Here is a 22,364-nt window from a genome sequence, read left to right as displayed (position 1 = left end):
CAGCGGGCTTGAGCCCGCTGTGACGGAGTGCAGGCAGATCAGTCGATCAGACCAGCTTCTTTGTAGTACTTGGCAGCACCCGGGTGCAGAGGCGCACTCAGGGCATCAGAGACCATTTCTTCCTTGTTCAGGTTGGCAAATGCAGGATGCAGGCGCTTGAAGCTGTCGAAGTTCTCGAAAACAGCCTTCACAACCGCGTAAACAACGTCATCGGGCACATCAGTGGATGACACAAAGGTTGCCGCAACGCCGAAGGTGGTAACGTCATCGTCACTGCCACGATACATACCACCAGGGATGACTGCCTTACGATAGTACGGGTTTTCGTCGATCAGCTTCTGTGTGGCAGCGTTATCAACGTTAACCAGTACACTGTCACAGGAGGTGGTCGCTTCCTTGATTGCACCAGAGGGGTGGCCAACCGTGTAGAAGAAGGCATCAATGTTACCGTCACACAGGGCCTGGGACTGCTCCGCGGCCTTGATTTCGGCAGCCAGTGAGAACTTGTCCAGCGTCCAGCCCATCTCATCCATCAGGACTTCAGCAGTGGCGCGCTGCCCTGAACCGGGGTTGCCGACAGATACCCGCTTGCCTTCCAGGTCTTCAAAGGTTTTGATGCCTGAGCCCTTGCTGGCAACAACAGTGAACGGTTCCGGATGCAGAGAAAAGACCGCGCGGAGATCTTTGTTAGCACCATCATCCTTGAACTGGCTGGTGCCATTGTAGGCATGGTACTGCCAGTCGGACTGGGCAACTGCCAGATCGAGCTCGCCCTGGCGGATGGCATTCAGGTTGTAGACGGAACCACCGGTACTCTCCACAGAGCAGCGAATACCGTGCTCTTTACGGTCCATGTTCACCAGACGACAGATAGCACCGCCAGCCGGGTAATAAACGCCGGTTACACCGCCGGTGCCGATGGTCACGAAGCGCTGCTCCTGGGCGGAAACGGAGGTTGAAGCAGCGCCCAGGCTGACTGCGGCAGCGACAGCGAATGCGGAGGCTTTAAGTTTCAGTGTCATGTGAGTTCTTCCTTTTTTCTGTTCATTGTAATTCGGCGCCCGCTTCGGGAGCGGGCAAGACGTACGATCACCATAAAACATAGACCACTTCACACCATAAATAAAGTATGGATTAGCTCGCTAACCGGTTGACCAGACAACAAAAAAGCCCGCAAAGCGGGCTTTTTTGCAGGTCGGTGCGAATGTTATTTCGCAGCTCGAGCCTTGGCAAGCATCTGATCCGGCCGCAGCAGGAACCGGGCCAGGGCCGGCAACAGCCAGATGGCTCCAACCATGTTCCAGAGGAACATGAAGAACAGCAGGAAGCCCATGTCGGCCTGGAACTTGATTGGCGAGAATATCCAGGTGACAACACCCAGACCCAGAGTCACACCGGTAAACATAACCGCCTTACCAGTGGAGCGCAGGGTCTCGTAGTAAGCCTCCTGAAGCGTTTTGCCTTCAAGCAGGTATTTCTCCAGCTTGCTGTAGATATAAATGCCGTAGTCGACACCTATACCGACACCCAGGGCAATAACCGGCAGGGTCGCCACTTTGATACCAATGCCGGATACCGCCATGATTGCCTCACAGAGGATCGAAGTCAGTCCCAGAGGTATCACGATACACAGCACCGCACGGATCGAACGGAAGGTCGCGAAGCACAGCAAACTCACCACACTGTAAACGAGGATCAGCATCTTATCCTTGGCGCCGGAGATAACCTCGTTAGTAGCGGCCTCGACACCGGCGTTACCCGCCGCTAGCAGGAACCTGTGCTCATCAGTGCTGTTGTTCCCGGCAAACTGTTCGACGCGCTCAACGACGGTTTCCAGAGTTTCTGCCTTGTGGTCCTCAAGGAAGACCAGTACTGGCGTCAGGCTGCAATCAGTGTTGATCAACCCGGCAGGCGCCTCACGAATGGACGCATTGATAATGGTCTGGTTGCGGGAGATCTCATACCACTTCCAGTTGCCCTCGTTCAGAGCCTTGGTCACCATCTTGGAAACATCTGCAAGTGATACCGAAGACTGAACGCCCGGCGTGTTCTGAAGCTCCCACTGCAGAGTATCCATGGCCCGCAGCACATTATACTGCGTGCACTGCTCTTCCGGTGTTTTGACCATCACCACCAATACATCCGCACTGGTCGAGTAATTATTGATGATGTAGGCATTGTCCTTGTTGTAGCGGGAGTCCGCACGAAGCTCAGGCGCACCCTGATCCAGGTCGCCAATCTTCAGGTCCTGCTTGTAATAAAGACCAAGACCGAGACCAATTACAGCAATCAACAACGAAATTGGCGCAACGCCCGGATGGGAGAAGTAGGACAAAACACGCCATTTCCGATCCTGTTTTTCGCCGTGATTCTGCACGTGACGAATACCCCCTTTGGAGATACCGACATAGGACATAATCAATACATGCAAAACCAGGTTGGTGAAGATCACGAACGCCACACCAATACCTGCGGCAACAGCCAGGTCCCGGATAACGTCGATCTCGATAAAGAACAGGGTCAGGAAACCAAAGGCATCCGAAATCAGAGCCAGCATGCCCGGAATGTAAAGAGCACGGAAAGCCAGGCGCGCAGCGGTCACCGCATCAAAGCCCTTGGCAGCTTCAACCGCCATGGCATTCACAATCTGAACGCCGTGACTGATACCAATCGCAAACACCAGGAATGGCACCAGCACCGAATAAGGATCCAGCCCGTAGCCCAGCAGCCGAAGCGTACCCAACTGCAGGAACACTGCAATGATTGAGGTAAAGACAGGAACCAGGGTGCCGGCAATAGCCCGCGAGTACCAGAACAGAAGCAGCGTGGTCAGCAGAATGGTAATCCCTGCAAACCAGGCAATAGAACCAATCCCCTCAATCAGATCGCCGACCTTCTTGGCGAAACCGACTATATGAATCTTGATGTTCGGGTTCTGTTCTTCGTACTTTTCACGAATCTTTTCTTCAAGCTGACGGGAAAATTCGCCGTAGTCCAGAGCCTCACCGGTCTCCGGATTCTTCTCGTACAGCGGCGCGTAAACGATCGTTGATTGGAAGTTATCAGAGATCAGGCGCCCGACTTCGTTGGAACGAAGAACGTTCTGGCGAAGCTTCTCCAGACTGTCCCGGGAGCCGTCATAGCCGTCCGGTATGACAGTGCCACCCTGAAAACCCTGTTCGGTAACCTCAACCCAGCGGACATTCGACGTCCAGAGGGATTTGAGACCCGAACGATCCACGCCGTTGAGATAAAAAACCTCGTCGGTGATCTGCTTCAGGGTTTCCATGTACTCTTGGGTGAAAATATCGCCCTCTTCTACCTCGACGGCGATACGAACGAAGTTACCGAGGTTTTCAAGATCATCCCGGTGCTCAAGCATATTTACAATGTAGGGATGCTCAAGCGGAATCATTCGCTCGAAGCTGGCATCCGGCTGGATCTTGACGGCGTTATACCCCAGAAACAGCGTCAACACGGCGAAGACGACGAGAATGATTGGCCGATTATTGAAGATCAGCCTTTCGAGAAAGGGTTCGGCCTTGGGCGTGGTCAGATAGTGCTCGCCCTTGTCATGCTTAGGGTTGGACATTCAAAAGCCCCTCTATTATTCGTTCGGTTGTTGCCACATCAGGGCGTTATTGAAGGTTTCTTCCACGGGCGTCTGTGATTTTTACGCCACCTTCGCCGACAATCAGCAGGTCTGTTCCTGAGATAGGCACCGCGCTCATGACACCTTCACGATCACTTCTGAAATGCTCGCGGAAGGTTTCGGCGCCATTGGTGCTCATCAGTACCGCACCACTATTACCTACCAGGGTGATACGACCATCTTCCGAAACGACGCCGTCGTTGAGCGTAGCCCCAGCTGAATTGGGGACCATCCGCCAGCTTCTGCCGAGGTCTGAAGAGAACAGCATGTTGCCACGAAGGCCGAAGGCGAGCATCTCGTTCACCCGGCCTGTACCGATGACACCGAACAGGGAGCCTTCATAAGGCGCCTCACGGCGCTCAAAGGTCTCACCACCGTCTACAGAGACATGTATCTGACCGGCTTCACCAACGACCACCAGTGCACCACCCGTGATCCGGGTAATGCCATTGAGATGGAAGTTCTGCCGGTTATCAATTCTTGGCGCCCAGTCTTTCCAGGTCTCACCACCGTCCATGGTGCGCAGGAACATACCGTAAGCGCCTACCACAAAACCGCGGTTCTCGTTTTCAAACCAGACATCCAGCAGCGGGTTAACTGGACCAATGTCCATATCCGCCTGAATGTTCTCGAGGGCAAAGTAAAGGTCGTCCAGTGCCCACTCGAGATCCTCTTTCTCTTCTTCGGGCGCTTCTTCGATGCGCTCCTCCATGGCGGCAATCTGCTCTTCCCGGCTCTCAATGGCCAGTTCCATGGCGCGGATACCGTCAATCTGAAGGTCCCAGGTGGCCCCGGCGTCGCTGGTATGGAGGACAACGCCGCTGTGGCCCACGGCCCAGCCATGGCTGTCGGAGCCAAAATCGATCCCTGTCAGGGTCACAGAAACAGGTACCTCACCCTGAACCCAGGTTTTCCCCTCATCATCCGAGTAGATGATATGGCCGCGTTCTCCCACGGCCACAATGCGATCCCCAACCCGGGTCGCATCGGTGAGAAGATTTTCCGGGGCCAGATCCGTCGGCCGGGCCGGGGTTTCGATGATATCTGCAAGCGCAAACGCTGCAGGGGCAGACCAGACCATGGAAAGTCCAAGGCAGGCAGCGCCCAGAGTCTTGCACATCAACCTTTTAGCCATTCAGATTGCCTATTATGTTGTATTGAACTGTGTCTCTGACCGGCAAAGCCGGGAATAACTGTAAACATACCGGCAACCTTACGATTGCCGGTATGTCGGGTCGCCACTTCCTGTGGGCGGGGACGCATCCCTCGGCCAACAGTGCGTTAGCGAACACTCCTGCGGCGCAGGGAAGCCGGCGAGAAGTAACGCTTGTTCGGGACCTCATTGGTGAACACGCGGGTATTGGCCTCTTCTGTGTCCAAACCGAGTACATGATAACGACGGGCCTGAAGGTCATGATAGACGTCAAGAACCGTCCACACACCTGGAAGTTCATAATAATTTTTCGGCAGCCCCATCGTGACACGCCAGAGTTCGCCGCGACCGTCGTATTGATCCAGCAGAACCGTGTTCCAGCTGTCCTCGTCGATATAGAAGCGGCGCTTGCCATAGATATGGCGCTCACCGTCTTTCAGTGTGGCTTCTACCACGTGCACACGGTGAAGCTCCCAGCGGGTGAGGTCCGGATTCAGATGGGAGATACCGAGGATTTCCTCGTAAGGAAGACCTTTTTCCCCAATTCGGTAATTGTTGTAGGGGATGTAGATTTCCCGCTTGCCTTCGTAATTCCAGTTATAGCGATCCAGGGCCCCGTTGAAGATATCGGTATCATCTGCGGTCCGGAGGTTGTCAGCCGCTGCAATCGGGGAGTCGTACCCCAGGTTTGGCGCCCGACGTACCCGACGCTGACCGGCGTTGTAGCCCCAACCATTCCGGGGATTGATGATCTGATTCAGGGTCTCATGAATCAGAATGGCGCCACCGGCAAGGCGGGGTGGTGACTGGGTAAACGACAGGTAGTAGAAGATCACGTTATCCAGATCTTCTTCACCGCCTTCCGGGTTGTAGTAGTTGAAGAAGGCTTCCTGTTGAGAGGTAACCAGCGAGTAGTCACCGTTGGTCTGGACTGCCACCTCACTGGAGCGACGGGTTATATTCACGCCCCGCCAGCGGGTCAGGTGGTTCCAGACCGCCTGCCAGGCCTTCTGCTCGTCATTGCCGTGCAGGATCGGGAATGGGTAACCGCCAAAGGCTCCGTCCAGGCCTTCGCCCTGGCCAACAATCTCCGCGCTTACCGCGTTTTCACGGGTATTCTCAGCCACCCAATCAGGGACCGCATGGGTACGACGGGACTGGTAAACGGGCACACGGAATGTGGTCGGGTAGGTTTCGAGCATCGCCTTCACACCGTCAGTGAGGTACTCCTCATACTGATCCATGTTGGCAGGCGTAATGGTAAAAAGGACTTCATCATCCGGGAACGGATTAATGTGGTGCTGTCCGCTGCCCTCATAGCCGGGAGGCGGTTCTGTCAGCCCTCCGGTCCAGGCCGGGATGGTGCCGGCACTGTTGCCGGCCTTGGGCGAGCCAAAGGGTGTCAACTCCTGGCCCAGACGGGCCGCTTCACTGGCGGAGACCGCCGCCCACGCAGGCGCTGATGCCACGGAGAAAGCCAGCAGGCCGCCGAGAATCGCATTTTTGTTATACATCATTGTGAAACCTTAAGTGCGTCTGGAAGCCTCTGCGGAGGCTTTTTTATTGTCGTCTGATGGAATTACAGACCTTACTCCAGATTACCCGATCCCAGACTAAAGTCTATCGACCGAAAGTGCGATTTTGTATCTGGCTTCACTCCGCGAGGCTCTTGTGCACCACCTCATAAACATCCCGGGACAATCCGGATTTGTCGCGAATACGCTCCAGGGCAGATTTCATCTGAGCGCTGTACGCGGGCGCAAACTTTCTCCATCGGGTAAGCGGCGTCACCAGGCGCGCAGCAATCTGCGGGTTGCTGTCGTCCAGGCGGCAGACCTGATCCGCCAGGAATTCATAACCAGAACCGTCAGGCTTGTGGAAAGCAGCCAGATTCTGACCCGCAAACGCACCCACCACAGAGCGAATCTTGTTGGGGTTTTTCCAGTCGAACGCCGGATGCTCCAGAAGCTTACGGATGTCCGCCAACTGCCCGGCCTGATCACTGGACGCCTGCACAGAGAACCACTGTTCAACAACCTGCGGATCTTCCTGGAACCGATCATAGAAGTGATCAAGCGCCTGCCGGCGATCAGCCTCAAAGCCCGAATTGACGAGCGCACGCAAAGCACCCATGCGATCGGTCATATTGTCAGCAGCGTTCAACTGGCTCACAGCCAGGCCCCGACCCTCCTCGTCATCAATCATCAGCAACCAGGCCAAAGCGGTATTGCGCAGGCTACGACGGGCAATGGCCTCCGGCGTCACCTCGTAGGGACCACTGTTCTGTTGGCGCTGGTAGCAATCAATCAGCTCGCCTTTCAGGGCACCGGCCAGGTGCCGCAGCACTGAGTCACGAGCCCGGTGAATGGCTGGCACATCGGCGTTTTCGGTAAGCTCAATCAGGTACGCTTCCGAAGGAAGCTGTAGCATTTTCGCCACCAGGGCCTGATCCAGATCGGTGTCGGAAATCAGCTTGCGATAAGCCTCAACCAGTCTTGGTTCGATGTCCGCATCGTCCGGCGCTCCGACCAGTGACTGGATGACATCGACGGCCAGTCTCTGGCCCGCATCCCAGCGGTTGAAACCGTCCGGATCATGGCTCATCAGGAAGAGCAGCTGTTCTCGGCTCCAGTTGTAGCGAACCCGAACCGGCGCGGAGAAGTGCCGCAAAAGTGATGGCACAGGTCTGGATTCGACGCCATGGAATTCGAACGTGTGGACGGCTTCGGTCAGCTCAAGCACCCGCTCCGTCGGCGCACCCGAATCTCCGGATTCAAGCTGCAACGGCAGGGGCTGGCCATCCTGTCCAAGCAGACCCAGCGCAAACGGGATGTGCTGGGGTTTTTTGTTGGTCTGGCCCGGGGTATCCGGAATGCTTTGCTCAACAGTCAGGCGGTACACACCTGTCTCCGCGTCAAAGTCGTCCGAAATGGCCAACACCGGCGTGCCGGCCTGCTCGTACCACAGACGGAACTGGCTCAGATCACGGCCGGAGGCATCCTCCATGGCTTTTACAAAATCATCGGTTGTGACGGCCTGGCCATCGTGGCGCTTGAAATACAGGTCACTGCCCTTGCGGAACATGTCCGGCCCCAGCAGGGTATGGATCATGCGTACGACCTCTGCACCTTTCTCATAAATGGTCAGGGTGTAGAAGTTAGAGATTTCCATATAGGAAGCCGGCCGCACCGGATGCGACATCGGGCCTCCGTCTTCAGCAAACTGGGCGGTACGCAGCAGCGTGACATCCTCAATCCGCTTCACAGTCGGCGAACCCATGTCTGCCGAGAACTGGGAATCCCGGAAAACGGTAAAGCCCTCTTTCAGGCTGAGCTGAAACCAGTCGCGGCAGGTGACCCGGTTACCTGACCAGTTGTGGAAATATTCGTGGGCGACGATGGCCTCAATGCGCTGGAACGCCAAGTCCGTAGCGGTTTCCTGGCTGGCCAGAACACAGGACGAGTTGAAGATGTTGAGCCCCTTGTTCTCCATGGCGCCCATGTTGAAGTCGTCTACCGCCACAATCATGAAAATATCGAGGTCGTATTCTCGACCATAGACTTCCTCATCCCAGCGCATGGAACGCTTCAGCGAGTCCATGGCGTGATCGCATTTCTCGGCGTTGCGGGGCTCCACATACATGCGCAGATCGATGTCGCGGCCAGAGCACGTGGAAAACGTGTCCCGTTTCTCAACCAGATCTCCGGCCACCAGGGCGAAGAGGTAACAGGGCTTGGGGAACGGATCTTCCCAGGTAACAAAATGACGGCCGTTTTCCAGCTCGCCTTTTTCAACGTCATTACCGTTGGAGAGGAGAACCGGATAGGCGTCCTTGTTGGCTTCTATGCGAGTGCGGAAACGCGCCATCACGTCCGGGCGGTCCGGGAAGAATGTGATGCAGCGGAACCCTTCAGCCTCGCACTGGGTGCAGAACATGCCCGAGGACTTGTAAAGCCCTTCCAGACGGGTATTGTTCTGCGGCTCGATCCAGGTGACGACCGTCAAAGTGAACTGTTCCGGCACCGAGCGAACCACCAATTGATCGCCCCGATCTTCATAATCACCCGCGGCCAGCTCAGCGCCGTTCAGAGCGACAGACTCGAGCGTCAGGCTATCACCATCGAGCTCCAGAGGCGCCGCCGTCTCATCCGATTCCGGGTTCCGGCGGAGTTCGAGGGTGCTGTGCACCCGTGCGCCATCCTCAAAAAGCTCGAATCGCAGGTCTACAGTGTCGACCAGATACGCAGGTACCTTGTAATCGCTCAGATAAATGGTTTGTGGCTGGCTGGTACGCATGGGTTTTCTCCAGAATTCGCGGCCTGTGGGCACTGGCGTACAGTACCCACAGGCATGACAAGATTTGCCGGGAAAGGCGCTATCAGCCTTCCATGACCCGGAAGCGGACTTCATAACCGGTGAACTTCCGAATATTGATCACACCGGTATCCAGAATAAGGTACTGCCCCTTGATGCCCTCAAGTACGCCTTCGACCTCCGGCGATTTGTCGAGGTTATGGGTTTTGATCTTGGCTGGCCAGACCTGGACAGGATAGCCCAGGCCAAGCCCCTGCTCGTCAACTTCCCGAATGGAGTCCTGGCCGTGGGCCTGCCTGAGCGACTCAAGGTCGTCGGATATCAGCCCAAGCATCCGCTGCCGCTCATCCACCAGATCGAGTTCCGGGACATCGCCCTTGAGCATGGCCCGCCAGTTGGTCCGATCGGCGACGTGAGCCTTACAGGCAACTTCCACAAGGCCTGCGAGGTATCGCGTTGCAACTCGCACCATCGGGATAGCGTCAACAGCCCCCTGATCAATCCACCGTGTTGGCACCTGGGACGCCCGGGTAATACCAACCTTGAGACCCGACGAGTTCGCAAGGTACACCACATGCTCCACCATGCAATGGGTTTCACCCCACTCGGGCTCACGGCAGGTACCAAGATGATAGTGGCACTTCTCCGGACTCATGATGCAGCTGTCACAAGCGGCAAGCTTGCGGAAACAGGGGTAACAAAAGCCCTGATTAAAGCTTTTGTTGGTTTTCCTGTCGCAATGGATACAGCGAATCACGCCATCAAAATCCAGGCGCAAAGGCCTGCCGATCAGATCATTCAGAGGGATACGGGTATCGCCAACGGCAATGGAATAGGCCACCGGGTTTCCGGCCTCCGCCGGCATTTTCCGGAGCCGGCCGGTGACATCAATCAGTTCGCTCAAGACTTGACCTCGACAAACTGGCTGGGGTCCATATCGTCTTTATCCTGCTTGCGCTGCACCGAAGGATCGCAGGCGGTACCGGCTTTGCTGCCCCGATCCAGGTAGCCAGTACGCTCTTCTTCAGGAATGTTGTGAAGGTTCTCGTAGTAGATCACCGCTTCCAGGCTGATTTCACGCTGTTCGGGCGTCAGTTTTCGGCCATCAGGCCATTTGCCGAGTTCAATTGACTGCCGGAGGCTCCGGTAGACATTGGGATCCAGTCGCTCGATCAGTTCTTCGTAAGTCATCCCGCTCTCCTGAAAAAACGTTCATTAAAAATATGGCGGAACCGTTTGACAGCATCAAACGATAATGATTATCATTACTTCACCAAATGACGACGGTCGTATCATTTGGTCTCTCTCATCAGGAGCTAAAAGCTCTTTTAACGCCCCGCCTCTGGCGGGGCTTTTTTATGCGCCCCTTCTGCCTTTTACGGGCAAAACCACCGCAAGGGCCAGGCCGGCAACAAACCCGCCCAGGTGCGCCTCGTTGGCCATACGCCCGAGCCCGATCATTTCGGGCAGCGGGGTAAATCCGATGACCATCCACGCAACGGCAAAGGTTACCAACGCAGGTGGAAACTGAAACCTCGGTGCCGATCGCTGGCTGAGCCAGCAATAACCCAGAATCCCATAAACCACTCCCGATAGCCCACCGAACAGCGGACCCGAGACAAAATACTGCAGGCCGTTGGAAATCAGGCTGGTGATCACAAACAGCATGATTAGCCGGGCGCGACCATCAAACCACTCGATCTGGCTACCCAGAAACCAGAGCATGACCGAATTGAAAATGATGTGGGTCCAGCTGAAGTGCAGAAAATCCGGCGTCAGCAGCCGCCAGACCTGGCCGCTTGCCAGCGTCGCTGTCAGCGCTTCAATGCGGCCGGCCATGGTGCTCCAGTCGTAATCCCGGGGGTCGATCACCATCAGGCTGGCCGCCAGCTCATTCTGCCCCATGGCCGTGAGCCAGACCATGGTTACGGCAAACACGATAATCCCCAGCACCAGCGGCGCATGACGTGGAGAAGGTTGCCAGCGGCCACCAACAAACACCGGTGAGCGGTTCTGACGATCCACCGCTTCCCTGATTTCCGGTTCCGCCATAAAACGGTCAAGGGCCGAGAGCACGGGTTCCGCATGGGCGGGATCTTCCAGCCAGAGCACCTGGAACCCGCCCTCTTCCGTGATGCGGTGGGTCACACCCTGGCCGTTCAGCCAACGGCTGAAACCCGCCAGGTTTACCGTGGTATCCAATTGCTTGACTCGGTACACCGCTTACTCCGCCTCCGGAAATGATTCAGCCACAACGCTCGGTCTAGCGTGCAAGACTGTCCTCGCTATTGGGATAATCCGCTTGCTCCGGTCTTTCCACATCAACCCAGACAAATTTGTCCCGGGAAAGTGCCCGCTCACCATCCATTCGGTAAGCGACCAACCGCCCGTACTTCACGGCACTGTAGTCGATGCACGCGACATTGGATTTGAGCGGCGCCGGCTCTCCTTCCATCCAGTAATGCCCGACAAAAACCGGGGGCGCATCGAGAGGATAACTGATCAGCTGCTTTCGCTCGCTTTCCGTCAATACGCGGCTTGCCACTTCCGGTGGCAACGGGTCCGGCTGGAAGACAACATCGGCATAGGTATGAGGATCGTCGGCCCAGAACTTGGTTCGGAAAAACTCGCGCACATAGCCATCCCGACCGGTGATGGTCATTCCCCGGGGGAGCCGCAGATCCGTCCCCCTCAAAAGGGTATCCATAACCTGCCCGGCAAAAGACTCGATGGCGGCAGAGGCGTGCAGGAAATCCTCATCAATGCACGCACCACCCTGCGACTGCTTGAATTTCTCGATCAGGTCGCCATCCCAACACGCGTGCACAACGCGGAAATCCTCGTCGTCGATGAACAGCGGTATGGTGTAGAACCACTCGAGAAACTCATTCCACTCGTAGGGGTGCGCTTCGAACTGCTCGAGAGTCTCGCGGATCAGGCGGTCGTGACGCGCGTTGTGCTCGCGCAGGAAGGTTTTGCCGCTGCCCGGGCGCGCCCGCGTACAGTAACCCAGGGCATTGTACTCATGGTTGCCCATGACAATTCGGGCCGAACCATGTTCCACCATATCGCGCACAAGGTGCAGGGCTTCACGGATGCGTGGGCCACGATCAATGATATCGCCGATGAAGATCGCCTGACGACGGGGGTGCTGGTAGACCCCGTTGATCTTCCGATAGCCCATCTGGTCCAGCAATCGGGCCAGGGTATTGGCACAGCCGTGAATGTCGCCAATGATGTCGTAACCGCGGTTTGCGGTCGGTTTTGTAGCAGCCATGATCAACTCGCTGATATTTCACTAGCCCAGCCAAGCTTGTCACGGCAGGTGGCGTAGAAATTATGGTCTGTGGGGTGAATCAACCGGATCTTGAACGGCTTTTTGGTAATGCGAATGATATCGCCTGGCGCGCAGGCAATGTTCATCTGGCCGTCAAAGCTGATTTGCGGATAGGTTTCATTGGTCTCCCCGATCACCAGTTTGATTTCACTCTTGCCATCGACAACGATCGGCCGGCTACTGAGAGTGTGGGGAAACATGGGCACCAGAACAATGGCGTCCAGCTTCGGGTGCATAATCGGACCACCGGCAGACAGCGAATAGGCGGTAGACCCTGTCGGCGTAGAGACAATCAGGCCATCCGAACGCTGGCTGTACACGAAATGGCCGTCGATGAAGAGGTCAAAGCCAATCATCCGGGTGGATTTACCGGGATGCAGTACGACATCGTTCAGGGCCGTACCAAACCCCAGGGGCTGGCCGTTGCGCTCAACATTGCCATCCAGCAGGAACCGCGTCTCCTCCATGTACTCGCCTTCCAGAACCTTGCCCAGGCGCTCCTCAAGATCGGACGGCGAAATGTCAGTCAGGAAGCCCAACCGCCCACGGTTCACCCCAAGCAGGGGAATCTTGGACTTGGCCAACTCCCGGGCGGCGCCCAGAAGGCTGCCATCCCCGCCAACCACGATGACCAGATCACAGATTTCGCCCAGAAGCTTTTTGCTGGCCACCTGCAGGCCATGCCCTGGCAGCATGCTGGCTGTGTCTTCTTCAAGAATGACGTGGTAATTGTTGGTGATCAGGTACTGTTTGAGCTGGCGCAGTGATTCAACCACTTTCACACTGCCCATTCGGCCAATTACACCAATGTTCCTGAACTGATCCATGAAGTTTCCTGTGATGTCGGGATGCGGCGGGGACCAACGAAACCGTTACCCCGGTGACAATCTGGCGTACAGTTTAACGAAAGTCACCCCGATACTGAAAAAGTTCGAACCTCAGGCCTGGTGTTTCTCACACCGATCGTCAACGCCCGGGCGGAATTCCGAGGGTTGGCTTACCCGCAGGATAGGCTCACCGCAGGGTTTGCCATCATTGCCCTTGTGGGTGCACACAGGATTTTCATAGTGATCCAGCCATTCACGATAGGCGGGTTCATTCATGCCGCAGCGTTCCGCGGCATAGGCGGTGGGGTTGCTGAAGTAGGTCTCAATGTCCTTGAAGGGCAGCGTTACGTGACCGACGCCTGGCTGGTAGGCCACCAGGAACACCGCCTGGCGCTGCAGGTGGTCCATGATGGAGTCTTCCGGAGGTTCGCGGTTTCTCAGCTCGTGGTTCTCTTCCTCGAGAGCGACAATCTTCTCGTCTCTCAGCTCGAGTTCACGCTGACGCCGCTCCAGCTGCTCCCTGAGGAGCAGGAGCTCGGCACCCGCGTTTGAATCCTCCCGCTGTTTCTCCTCACCTACCGCGGCCATCTGCTCCTGCATGGCGAGGTACTGCTCGTTTCTTTCGGAAAGTCGCTTCTTGAGCTGCTCATTACTGAGGCGCTGGCGTTCGTATTTCTGCTCGAGATCCGCAATATCACTGCGTAACCCCTGGACCTCCAGCCGGTGCTCTCGCTGGATATCCGAAAGCGCATCGCGGTGGACACTCTGGAGGGTCTTGATCCGCAGGCGTTGCTCACGAATCAACTGCGCCAGGCGGGAACGGTCGGCGGCGGCTGCGGCCTCTTCGCGCTCCGAAGAATCTTCTGCCTGCTCACTCAGAACCGGAATATTCTCTTCCTGTACCGGCTCAACTTTGCGGAATTTAAGGCTATTGGCCTCTACTGCCTTGCGAATGGCCTGGAAATGATTATTCCCCGGGGTCATGTCCGGGTCCCAAAGATCCTCCTTGAACTTGGGATCGGGGCATTGGCTTCGGCAAACCAGCCGGATCGGACCACCGCCCATGTCCGGCCCCTTGGCGCCTTGCCTGGCGAGCTCTTCAATCGGCAGGTTCCAGTGACTGTCTGCCCTGCCCTCCTCATCAAACCAGATTCGGAAGAACACGAGTGCCTGAACCCGAAGATCGGGACTCAACTCAACCAGAACAGCCCTGACATCGGTTTCGGCAAGATCGGACAGCCCAACGTAGCCATCCAGGAAAGCGCCGAATTCCGTGGCCCGCATTTCGCGAGCCACCTGGCTTCCTTCCACAAAAAATACCGCCGAATAACCATCGGTTGCCTGGTCGGCAGACACCATTGCACGTTCTCCAAAGTTCAACGACTCGACACCACACGACAGAACACTGAGAGATGTTCCATCCGATCGTGGTGCCGGCCTCTTCAACCCCAGCCTCCCGGAGCCGGGGCGAAGACGCAAGCTGACAGACTCAAAGCTATTAGTCTAGCCAGACAATCGTTTCTGCACAGGGAAAAAGTGCAACGATTTGTGATCGTGTTTGCGCTTAAAGCTCTGCTGCCAGGCGACTGCCCTGGTTGATCGCTCGCTTGGCATCGAGTTCAGCCGCCACATCCGAGCCACCAATCAGGTGAACTGGCAGGCCCGCTGCCTCGAGTTCGCTTTGCAGTTCGCGCAGCGGCTCCTGGCCCGCGCAGACGATAATGGTATCCACGGGCAGCATACGATCTTCGCCCTGCTCTGCGCCTTTCGGCGTGACCGTTATATGCAGCCCCTCATCATCGATTTTACGATAGGTCACACCGGGCACCATCTGAACCTGACGGTTTTTTAGGGAAGTCCGGTGAATCCAGCCGGTGGTCTTGCCCAGGTTCTTGCCCACTTTCGAGGCCTTGCGCTGAAGCAGGTAGACTTCCCGGGCCGGCTCCGGTACCTGGGGCTCAACGCCCTGGATGCCACCACGATGCTCAACACTGAGATCCACACCCCACTCACGCATGAAGTGATCGGTATCCAAAGCAGCTGACGTGCCCTTGTGGACGATAAACTCGGAGACATCGAAACCGATACCGCCGGCGCCGATCACGGCCACTTTCTGGCCAACCGGCTTGCGCTCCAGCAGCGCGTCCAGATAACCGATCACTTTGGGATGATCGATACCCTCGATTTCCGGCGTACGCGGCTTTACGCCCGTGGCCAGAATCACTTCGTCAAAGCCACCGGCTTTCAGGTCGTCAGCGCTAACCCGGGTGTTCAGGCGTACATCGACCTGATGCTTGTCGAGCATCACCCGGAAATAACGCAACGTCTCGTAAAACTCTTCCTTGCCAGGAATCAGCTTGGCAACGTTGAACTGGCCACCAATCTCGCTGCCGGCGTCAAACAGTGTCACCTTATGGCCACGCTCTGCCGCCACGGAAGCAAAAGCCAGTCCTGCCGGGCCGGCACCAACCACCGCGATGGATTTGGGCTTCGCGGTCTTCACGTAGGTCAGCTCGGTTTCATGACAGGCGCGGGGATTGACCAGGCAGGACGTCAGCTTGCCACTGAAGGTGTGATCAAGGCAGGCCTGATTACAGCCGATGCAAGTGTTGATCTCCTCCGCGCGATCTTCCGCCGCCTTCAGAACCAGATCGGCGTCTGCGAGGAACGGCCGGGCCATGGACACCATATCGGCATCGCCCTCGGCCAGAATCTTCTCGGCCACGTCCGGCATGTTAATCCGGTTGGTGGTGACCAGAGGAATGCTCACTTCACCTTTCAAGCGCGCGGTCACCTTGGTAAATGCGCCCCGGGGAACTGAGGTGGCAATGGTAGGTACGCGGGCCTCATGCCAGCCAATACCCGTATTGATGATGGTTGCACCCGCCTTCTCGATTTCCTTGGCCAGATGCACCACCTCTTCCCAGGTACTGCCGTCTTCAATCAGATCCAGCATGGACAGGCGGTAGATCAGGATAAAGTTCTCGCCCACTCGTTCACGAACCCGGCGAACGATTTCGATGGGCAGACGAATGCGGTTTTCGTAACTGCCACCCCAACGGTCAGTCCGATGGTTAGTGTGAGACACAATGAACTGGTTAATGAAGTAACCCTCTGACCCCATCACTTCAACGCCGTCATAACCGGCGCTTTGTGCCAGTGCGGCGCACTCCGCATAGTCCTGGATCTGCTTCTCGATGCCGTCTTCATCCAGCTCCCGGGGCTTGAACGGATTGATTGGCGCCTGAATGGCCGAGGGTGCCACCAGCTCCGGAGAATAGGCGTAGCGGCCAGCGTGGAGGATCTGCATGCAGATCTTGCCATCAGCTCCATGCACCGCATCGGTAATGACCCTGTGCTTCTCGACTTCCTCTTCGGTGGTCATCTTGGCGGCGTGCTGGAAAACGCCCCCCTCCACATTCGGAGCAATACCGCCAGTCACGATCAGGCCGGCACCGCCTCTGGCACGCTCTGCATAGAATGCCGCAAGGCGTTCGAAGCCATTTTTGGCCTCTTCCAGGCCGGTGTGCATGGAGCCCATCAGGGTGCGGTTACGCAGTTTGGTAAAACCAAGGTCCAGTGGCTCAAGCAGGTTCGGGTACTTGGCAACGCCTGGCGTCGTGCTCGCGGTCATGTTTGCTCTCCTCATCGTGATCTCGGGCGGAACGCCTGTAAATGACAGGGCTCCGTTCATTGTTGAGCCTTAAACTACCCGCGCATCTTGCCATCGACAATATCCAGGGATAACATTTTATTATCTTTGCATAACATGTCAGACAAAGGCTTCAATGAACGCCCACCTCTCCAGCCCGTCAAAAAACCGAAACTCACTCGGGGACATCAGTGTTCTCTATGTGTCGGCTCTTTTGCGGGCCGCCGAAGCCGAAGGCGCCAGCAGCGCAGAACTGGCATCCCGTTTCCAGCTTGACCATCAGACCCTGACATCACCGGAAGCGCGCATCAGCATCCCGCGGTTTATGCGTCTGGGGCATGCCGCGATCAACGAGACCGGCAACCCGACTCTCGGGCTGAGGATGGGTGCGCTATCACGCCCTGTCGACGCGGGTATTGCAGGGCTGGCCGGAGAAACCGCCGGCACCGCTGGCGCAGCACTCGCCACGCTGATTCGATACGCTCTGCTAACCAGCCGCAATAGCCGTGGCGTTCCAACGGTCCAACCGGAAACCCGGCAAGCAAAGTTCTACTCGATTCGTCCCTATAACGGCTTCAACTACTTCGTGGTGGATTCTGTTCTTGCCGCGTGGACCCAGTTTCTCAGGACCGTTACGGGCCGTTATGACGTTCTGGAGAAGGTCACTATCGAATACCGATCAATCGGCCAGGATGATTTGTTCGAGAGCTGGTTCCGCTGCCCCGTGCAGTTTGGAGCTTCGAGCAACAGCCTTACCGTTCGTCAGGACATTTGGGAAAGCGCCAGCCAGCAGGCTCAGCCCGCCATGCATGAAAAGCTTTCGGATCTCTGCGAACGGGAACTGCAGCAGATACGACGGGGGTGGACCACAGGCGACCGCGTAAAAAACCTTCTCACACCCCTGTTTCGGGGCGAGACACCCAGCCTGGAAACCATTGCAGTTAAACTGGGGATTGCGCCATGGACGCTCCAGAGACAACTGGCCGCCGAGGGAACCGGATTCAGGGAACTGGTGGATGAAACGCGAAAACAGTTAGCGCGGGATTATATTCGGGAGACAGAGACATCACTGGCGGAGATTGCCTGGCTTCTGGGTTTTGCCAATCCTGCGGCCTTCCACAAGGCCTACCGGCGCTGGTTCAATCTAAGCCCCGGGGAGCACCGAAAGCAGATCAGGCATGGAAAACATCGGTGATGGTTTCATCCCTTGCCTATAACTCCATGGCGTCGTCCCAGCCATCATCGTCTTCATATTCTTCGAACTGGTTTTCAATCAACTCTTCTTCGTAATCCCGCATCACAGCCTTCCTGATTCCTGAATTTTCAGAAATAGCCTAGAAGTTTTCAATGACAGAACGATGACAATGAAGCTTCGCGTTGAATGTAAGACAACTGGAAAGGTCGGATAACGTGAAAAGTAAAACGAGGGGAAAAAATGGCGGAGCGGACGGGACTCGAACCCGCGACCCCCGGCGTGACAGGCCGGTATTCTAACCAACTGAACTACCGCTCCGTGCGGGTCATCACAGCTCGCCTCGAAAAGGCTTGGCAATCAAGGGTGTGATTGCTCTGTGACAACGAGGGCGCATTATAAAGAGGCGCCCTGTTATGTCAACGCTTTTTCTTAAATATTTTCAGAAAAGGCGTTCTGTTACATGGCATCGACCATCGCGTCCTTGCCCTGGGCGGTTTTGCGGTATTCGATAGGTGTCATTCCGGACCAGCGTTTGAATGCGCGATAAAAAGTGCTGGGCTCAGAAAAGCCGGTCAGGTAGACAATCTCATCAATGGATTCATCGGTAGTTGCCAGCAACTGACGGGCCAGGCGATAGCGAAAATCCGCGAGTACCTGATTGAAACTGGTCTCGGCCTCTGTCAGCCGGGTACGCAGGGTCCTCGGCTTGATGCCGAGCCGCTCGGCGACGGCATCGAGGGTGACCTCTCCACTATCGAGGAGCTCTGCGACAATCCGCTCCACCTGACCAACGATGTCTTTCTTCTCCAACCGGGCAACCTGTTCGCTGGCAAACCGCTCGTGCAGATCCAGCAGCTCCGGCTCGGCATGCGGCGAAGCATGGGAAAGCAGCTTGGCCGGGAAATACAGCCGGTTTTCCGGCGCGCCGAAGGTGACGTCGCACCCCAGCACCTCGCGAACATGATCCTGGCCCTCGGCACGCTCATGCTCGAACTCGATGCGTGACGGGTAAAAGTTGCCATCGGTGATGGAGCGGAAAAAGGTAATCAGTCCCAGCACGAAACATTCATTGAAATGCCGTAAACGACGTACATCATCAGACGCTGCATCCAGAACCATGCAGGCATCGTCGCCCTCAATGAAGAAATCGGTGTTAGCAGCATCACTCAGCAGACGCTGATAGTTCTGGGCCCGACGCAGGCCCTCGCCGAAGGTTGGGCTGCTCAGAAAGAGGTATTCCAGCACCTGCCCCTTATACGCTGGCAGCAACTGTCCCAGATGCAGGCCAACATCCGGATCGCCGGAAACATCCTCAACAGCCTGCCAGAAGTACATCTGTGCACTGTGGGGAGTTCGAAGCTGTTCGGTATAAACGTAATTTTCATCCACACCCAGACGGCTGAAAATCGCATTGGTATCGATTCCCTTCTTTTTCATCGCCTCATAAATCAGGCGCAACATCACTCCCGCGTCACGAAGTTCCTGCATAAGATCCCGTTTTCTTATTTGTTGACTTCTACTTTGGCCGGCCGGACAGTCGCCGGGGCTCGCCAGGTCAATGCCTGATCTGGCAGGGTTTGCCACACTCCAGAGGTTTGTCAGATCCAGAGGGCCCAGAAAAGGCACCCTGTTAGACAATCGTCTTATATTAGAGCATATCAGGCCACGAACGCCGAGTTGTACCAAAATGTAAAAAAAAGCATATCCTCTGCTACTACGCTTTTACTCAGGCAGCGCCGGCATTTCCGGTCGAGGCTATAAAGGAGAACATCCATGCCAGAGACCCTCGTTTACCACACGACACCACCCGCCTTATTGCCCATGTATGGCAGAACACTGCTGCCGAAACAAAAGCAAACCGGCGGTGACGTCAGCATCCCGGAGTTGTCTGCCAGCCTGCTTGGCGTCAGTACTGCCGGCAAGAACCTCAAGCGCTACCAGCAGGTCTGTGGCTTCGAGGCAGGTAGTCATCTGCCCGCTACCTGGCCCCATGTGCTGGCTTTTCCACTGCACCTGAAACTGCTCACCGAGAAGGCCTTTCCCCTGCCGCTGCTGGGCCTGGTGCACCTGCGAAACACCATTACCCAGCACCGGCCGATCGGCACCGGGGAGAACCTGGATTTATCTGTACGACTGGGGAATACCGTAAAAAGTGACCGGGGCGTGGAGTTTGATCTCATCACCGAGGCTCGCTCGGCTGGCAAACTGGTCTGGGAAGAAGCGAGCACGACGTTGTTCCGACAACCGGATGGCGAGAGCAAGTCGTCCGGCAAAAAAACACCGCCAGAGCTGGAACGTTATCCAAACACCGAAAATTTCAAGGCGCCCGAATCGATTGGCCGGCAATACGCCCGGGTATCCGGCGACAGCAACCCGATCCACATGCATGCCCTGAGCGCCAAAGCGTTCGGCTTTCCACGGGCAATCGCCCACGGTATGTGGACCAAAGCCCACGCACTGGCGCTATTGGAACAACAGGAAGGCTGGCAAGCCAGTGCCCTCAGCATCAGCTGCCAGTTCAAGAAACCGCTGTTTCTGCCTGGTACAGCCCAGCTGAACTGGAACACCGGAGAAACGGGGTGGGACTACCAGGTGCTGAATGCCAAAGGCGATGCGCCCCATCTGACCGGGCGCGTCGACTGGTTTTAGGCAGGCTTGCCATCCGGTGCGCAGGGGGAACCCCGGGCGCCGGCAACGGGCAACGTGAAATAGAAACAGGCACCACCGCCTTCCGGCCGCTCGAAACCGATGTCGCCACCCTGCGCCTGTATGAGGGAACGGCAGGTTGAAAGACCAATCCCCATCCCTTCATCCTTGGTCGTGAAGAACGGCAGGAACAGTTTCTCTTCGGCATCTTCCGATAGGCCGATGCCGTGATCCCGCACCTGGATTCGAACACAGGTGCCACCCTGCACACTGGCACTCACTTCTACCGGCGCGCTGGAATCAATACTGCTGGTCGCTTCCAGAGCGTTGCGAATCAGATTCAGGGCGACCTGCTGTACCTGAACCGGGTCGGCCAGAACCTCAGGCATATCCTCAGGCACGGACAGCTCAATAGCGCCCTTGTTATTACGCATATCCACCTCGGCAAACTGCCGGGTGTCTTCCAGCAACGCAGGCACCGACAGTACTTCCTTGCCCGTCGCCGGTTTTTTCATGAATCGACGAATGCGTCGGATGATTTCACTGGCGCGATGGGACTGTGCCTCGATCTTATCGAGGGTCTCCTGGAGCAGCCCCATGTCAGGGCTTTCCTTTGCCATCATCCGCTTGGCGACCCGGGCATAATTGGTGATGGCGGTCAGCGGCTGGTTCACCTCGTGGGCAACGCCGGCGGCCATTTCACCCATGGTGGTCAGGCGCGAGGTATGGGCAAGCTGATCGCGCTGTTCCTGAACCAGTTGCCGGGCATCCTCCAGCGCCTTTTCATTGTCCAGTTCGGCGGTGATATCCCGGAATACAACAACCGCACCGTGGAGCTCGTCAGAGTCCAGTTTCGGGGTTGAGCGGTACTCCGCCGGAAAGCCGGTTCCATCGGCCCTTAGCATTCGGATATCCCGCTGGTTCTCGGCCACACCCTGCTGACAGGTCGCCTTCACCGGCAGTCCGTCCGGATTGTCACCGGCAGTCGCGAAGTGGGTTTCGAAGAAATCACGACCAATCAGCTCTTCCACCGGGCAGCCAACAATTGACGCCGCCGCCGGATTGGCAAATTCAATAATGCCGTTCTCATCGAGGCCGTAGATGCCTTCGCTGATGGAGTTCAGAATCCGGGCCTGGTCACTCTGCAGCTCCCGGTTGCGGGCCTGCAACTCTCTTTCAAGACGAATAACGCTGGCGTGGGTTTTCACGCGAGCGATCACTTCCTGGGACTGGAACGGCTTGGAGATGTAGTCGGCACCGCCGAGTGAAAAGCCCTTCACCTTTGCCTGCAGGTCGTCCAGCGCAGACAGAAAGACGACGGCACAGTCGGCCGTCTGCGGGGCGGCCTTGAGGCGCTCGCAGACTTCATAGCCGTCCATCTCCGGCATCATGATATCAAGGAGAATCACTTCGGGCTGATGGCGGTGGGCAAGGTCGAGGGCCTTTTCGCCCTCGTTGGCAATGAGTAGCCGGTAACCTTTGTCTTTCAGGGTCTCATAGAGGACTTTGAGGTTCTGCGGATTGTCATCCACGAGCAGAACCGTCACCTCCGAGTTCTCGCTGACAGCTTCAGTCATAAATGTCGGGC

16 protein-coding genes and 1 tRNA gene are annotated in these 22,364 nt (G+C 56.6%); 2 read left to right on the top strand and 15 right to left on the bottom strand.

All coding sequences use genetic code 11. The features are described from left to right. Positions 1-38: 38 nt before the first annotated feature. The 12 genes from ACP86_RS16315 to ACP86_RS16260 form a co-directional block, all read right to left on the bottom strand. Positions 39-1,022 carry a TAXI family TRAP transporter solute-binding subunit gene (locus tag ACP86_RS16315; RefSeq protein WP_008170494.1) on the bottom strand — a complete coding sequence of 328 codons (984 nt, stop codon included), beginning with the start codon at positions 1,020-1,022 and terminating at the stop codon, positions 39-41. Positions 1,023-1,207: 185 nt separating this feature from the next. Beyond that, entirely contained in the window at positions 1,208-3,592 is a 2,385-nt protein-coding gene (locus ACP86_RS16310; protein ID WP_008170496.1) for an efflux RND transporter permease subunit, read from the bottom strand. Positions 3,593-3,638: 46 nt separating this feature from the next. Next, entirely contained in the window at positions 3,639-4,787 is a 1,149-nt protein-coding gene (locus ACP86_RS16305; RefSeq protein ID WP_227497736.1) for a WD40/YVTN/BNR-like repeat-containing protein, read from the bottom strand. Between the two features lie 146 nt (positions 4,788-4,933). After that, complete coding sequence (locus ACP86_RS16300; RefSeq protein ID WP_008170500.1) at positions 4,934-6,319, bottom strand: DUF1329 domain-containing protein; 1,386 nt, start codon at positions 6,317-6,319, stop codon at positions 4,934-4,936. Between the two features lie 139 nt (positions 6,320-6,458). Further along, complete coding sequence (pepN, locus tag ACP86_RS16295) at positions 6,459-9,101, bottom strand: aminopeptidase N (protein ID WP_053114789.1); 2,643 nt, start codon at positions 9,099-9,101, stop codon at positions 6,459-6,461. A gap of 82 nt (positions 9,102-9,183) precedes the next feature. Further along, positions 9,184-10,023, bottom strand: a complete 840-nt coding sequence (locus ACP86_RS16290) for a DUF2797 domain-containing protein (RefSeq protein ID WP_053114788.1) — start codon at positions 10,021-10,023, stop codon at positions 9,184-9,186. After that, entirely contained in the window at positions 10,020-10,310 is a 291-nt protein-coding gene (locus ACP86_RS16285; RefSeq protein WP_008170505.1) for a YeaC family protein, read from the bottom strand. The genes ACP86_RS16290 and ACP86_RS16285 overlap by 4 nt, the downstream gene beginning before the upstream one ends. A gap of 165 nt (positions 10,311-10,475) precedes the next feature. Further along, a complete protein-coding gene (locus tag ACP86_RS16280) occupies positions 10,476-11,339 on the bottom strand; it encodes a rhomboid family intramembrane serine protease (protein WP_053114787.1) in 864 nt (287 codons plus the stop codon). A 43-nt stretch (positions 11,340-11,382) separates the two neighbouring features. After that, on the bottom strand, positions 11,383-12,396 hold the full coding sequence (locus ACP86_RS16275) for a metallophosphoesterase (RefSeq protein WP_008170510.1): 1,014 nt from the start codon (positions 12,394-12,396) through the stop codon (positions 11,383-11,385). A 2-nt stretch (positions 12,397-12,398) separates the two neighbouring features. Next, positions 12,399-13,283, bottom strand: a complete 885-nt coding sequence (locus ACP86_RS16270; RefSeq protein ID WP_008170512.1) for an NAD(+) kinase — start codon at positions 13,281-13,283, stop codon at positions 12,399-12,401. A 111-nt stretch (positions 13,284-13,394) separates the two neighbouring features. Beyond that, positions 13,395-14,642 carry a hypothetical protein gene (locus ACP86_RS16265; RefSeq protein ID WP_008170514.1) on the bottom strand — a complete coding sequence of 416 codons (1,248 nt, stop codon included), beginning with the start codon at positions 14,640-14,642 and terminating at the stop codon, positions 13,395-13,397. Positions 14,643-14,847: 205 nt separating this feature from the next. Then, complete coding sequence (locus tag ACP86_RS16260; protein WP_053114786.1) at positions 14,848-16,917, bottom strand: FAD-dependent oxidoreductase; 2,070 nt, start codon at positions 16,915-16,917, stop codon at positions 14,848-14,850. 154 nt (positions 16,918-17,071) lie between these two features. Between ACP86_RS16260 and ACP86_RS16255 the strand changes: the two genes are divergently transcribed. Beyond that, positions 17,072-18,130 carry an AraC family transcriptional regulator gene (locus ACP86_RS16255; RefSeq protein WP_053114785.1) on the top strand — a complete coding sequence of 353 codons (1,059 nt, stop codon included), beginning with the start codon at positions 17,072-17,074 and terminating at the stop codon, positions 18,128-18,130. A gap of 241 nt (positions 18,131-18,371) precedes the next feature. On the opposite strand, the gene ACP86_RS16250 is transcribed toward ACP86_RS16255, so the two are convergent. After that, a tRNA-Asp gene (locus ACP86_RS16250) sits at positions 18,372-18,448 on the bottom strand. A gap of 138 nt (positions 18,449-18,586) precedes the next feature. Then, positions 18,587-19,618, bottom strand: coding sequence for an AraC family transcriptional regulator (locus ACP86_RS16245; RefSeq protein WP_008170520.1), 1,032 nt, complete (start codon positions 19,616-19,618; stop codon positions 18,587-18,589). Between the two features lie 285 nt (positions 19,619-19,903). Between ACP86_RS16245 and ACP86_RS16240 the strand changes: the two genes are divergently transcribed. Beyond that, positions 19,904-20,779, top strand: coding sequence for a MaoC family dehydratase (locus tag ACP86_RS16240; RefSeq protein ID WP_053114784.1), 876 nt, complete (start codon positions 19,904-19,906; stop codon positions 20,777-20,779). On the opposite strand, the gene ACP86_RS16235 is transcribed toward ACP86_RS16240, so the two are convergent. Beyond that, positions 20,776-22,353, bottom strand: a complete 1,578-nt coding sequence (locus ACP86_RS16235) for a response regulator (RefSeq protein WP_053114783.1) — start codon at positions 22,351-22,353, stop codon at positions 20,776-20,778. The genes ACP86_RS16240 and ACP86_RS16235 overlap by 4 nt on opposite strands. Between the last annotated feature and the right edge of the window lie 11 nt (positions 22,354-22,364).

Origin of the sequence: Marinobacter sp. CP1 (assembly GCF_001266795.1) — a bacterium.
GTDB classification, from domain to species: Bacteria; Pseudomonadota; Gammaproteobacteria; order Pseudomonadales; family Oleiphilaceae; genus Marinobacter; species Marinobacter flavimaris.
The sequence above is the reverse complement of the archived record's forward strand: the minus strand, read 5'-3'. Positions and strand labels throughout refer to the sequence as shown.